At 67.2% G+C, this 1,678-nt stretch carries 2 protein-coding genes; both read left to right on the top strand.

Annotation, left to right across the window (positions count from 1 at the left end):
- On the top strand, positions 1 to 264 hold a 264-nt coding region (locus tag QGG57_05315; GenBank protein MDP7007587.1), incomplete at its 5' end, for a hypothetical protein.
- On the top strand, positions 261 to 1,598 hold the full coding sequence (locus QGG57_05310; protein ID MDP7007586.1) for a CARDB domain-containing protein: 1,338 nt from the start codon (positions 261 to 263) through the stop codon (positions 1,596 to 1,598). The genes QGG57_05315 and QGG57_05310, both read left to right, overlap by 4 nt.
- The last annotated feature ends 80 nt before the right edge of the window (positions 1,599 to 1,678 follow it).

The raw sequence follows: 1,678 nt of genomic DNA, 5'->3' as shown, positions 1-1,678 counted from the left end.
GATGGCGAGCCGGTGACGGTCGCCATGTCCCCCGCCGGCAACGGCGTCTGGGAAGTGGTGCTGCTGCCGGCCGAAGGCAATCTTGAGCTGGCGGTCATCGCGAGCGACGGGAGCAACGTAGTCGAGACGCAAGCGACGACGCTCGAAGTAGCGGCTGGCGCTGCACCGGCGGCTCCCGCTTCTGGCGGTAGTTTGCTCGCGGCGGCTGCGCTCGGGGCGGTGGCGATGCTGGGTGCGCTGGCATTGCGACGGAGGCCGGTTTGAGTCCGGCGGGACCCGGCAGCCTTTCGCATACCCCTCTCTCGAGCGGTGACCGGCGCAAGCGCGCGACCGGCGTGGCGGCGCTCGTCGCGGTCGCGTTCCTGCTGCTGGCGCTCTTTGCGTCACCGCAGGGCGGCTCCGCCACCAGCTCGCTGGTGATGGTGACCGCCGGCGAACTCGAGAAGGCGGTGCCGGCGGGCGAGTCGGTCGGCTTCATCATCATCTTCAGCAACGGCGACAGCGAGCAGTCGCGGACGCTGGAGCTGGCGCACCAGTTCATGGACGGCCCACCGGAGAACTGGAGCGCGTGGTGGGCCTCCACCGACGACACGCCGGTCACCAACGGCACGCTCCACTCGATTGCCGCCGGCGGCATCCTGCAATTCCACCTCTATATCGAGGCGCCTGCTGGTTCGGCTGGCGACAGCCGCAACCTCTGGGCGTTCGCCTGGGAAGGAGCGGTGGAAGAGGCGGAGCGCAACCAGACCATGCGTCCCTCAGGGGCGCCGCTGTTGCTGGCCATAAATTCGGTGGAGCCGTACGGCGCCGTCCTCGAGCCGGAAACCGCGTCAGCCATCATCTATCAGGAGGAGGCTTCGACCTTCGACTTCACGCTGCGCTCGACCGGTGTCTACTCGGACGACTACACCGTCGCCATCGGCGACGCAACGACCCTGCCGGCAGGCGCCGTGAGCTTCACCGGCACCAGCGGCCGGCTGAAGGGGAGCTACGATGCCATCTCCGAACCGGACCGCACGGCGACCGGCACCTTCACCGTTAACCCCGACCGCAGTTTGCTGCCGGGCGACTACACGCTGGAACTGGTCGCGTCATTCGCCAGCGGTGCGAGCGCCAGCAGCCGCATTACGCTCACCGCGCCAGCGCCCGAGTTCGGTTTCGTTGACGGCTCGTTCCGGATTACCAGCACGACCGAGTTCAAGGCCAACGAGCCGGTCAGCTTCGAGGTCAGGGTGACCAACACTGGCGGCAACGTTGACGCGAACGGCGCGTTCGCCGAGTCAATCGAGGTGCGTGCCGGTGGGGACAGCCTCAGCCAGCAGAGCAGTTTCGTCACCACTCTCAAGCACGGCGAGGAGGCGCGTGTCAGCTTCGTGCTGACGCCCACGGCGGGCGGAGAGCTGGAAATCAGGCTCGAAATTGACCCGCAAGGCGAGGTTGCCGAGAAGGACGAAGGCAACAACGTGATGCTGCAATCGCTCTCGGTCGAGGCCCCGCCCGAAGAGAAGAAAGAGGATGGCGGCCTGATTCCGGGCCCGGGCCTCCTCGCGGTCGCCACTGGCATCGCGCTCGTCGCCGTGCTGCGCCGCCGCCGTTAAGCTTCGAAGACCTTGCCGACGGTGTTCCGCCAGAGCCAGCGCAGCGGGTCGTAGTATTCGTCGACGACCCTCTCTTTAAG

It is taken from the genome of Candidatus Poseidoniia archaeon (assembly GCA_030748895.1).
GTDB lineage: Archaea > Thermoplasmatota > Poseidoniia > MGIII > CG-Epi1 > UBA8886.
This window is presented reverse-complemented; position numbering and strand designations above follow the sequence as displayed.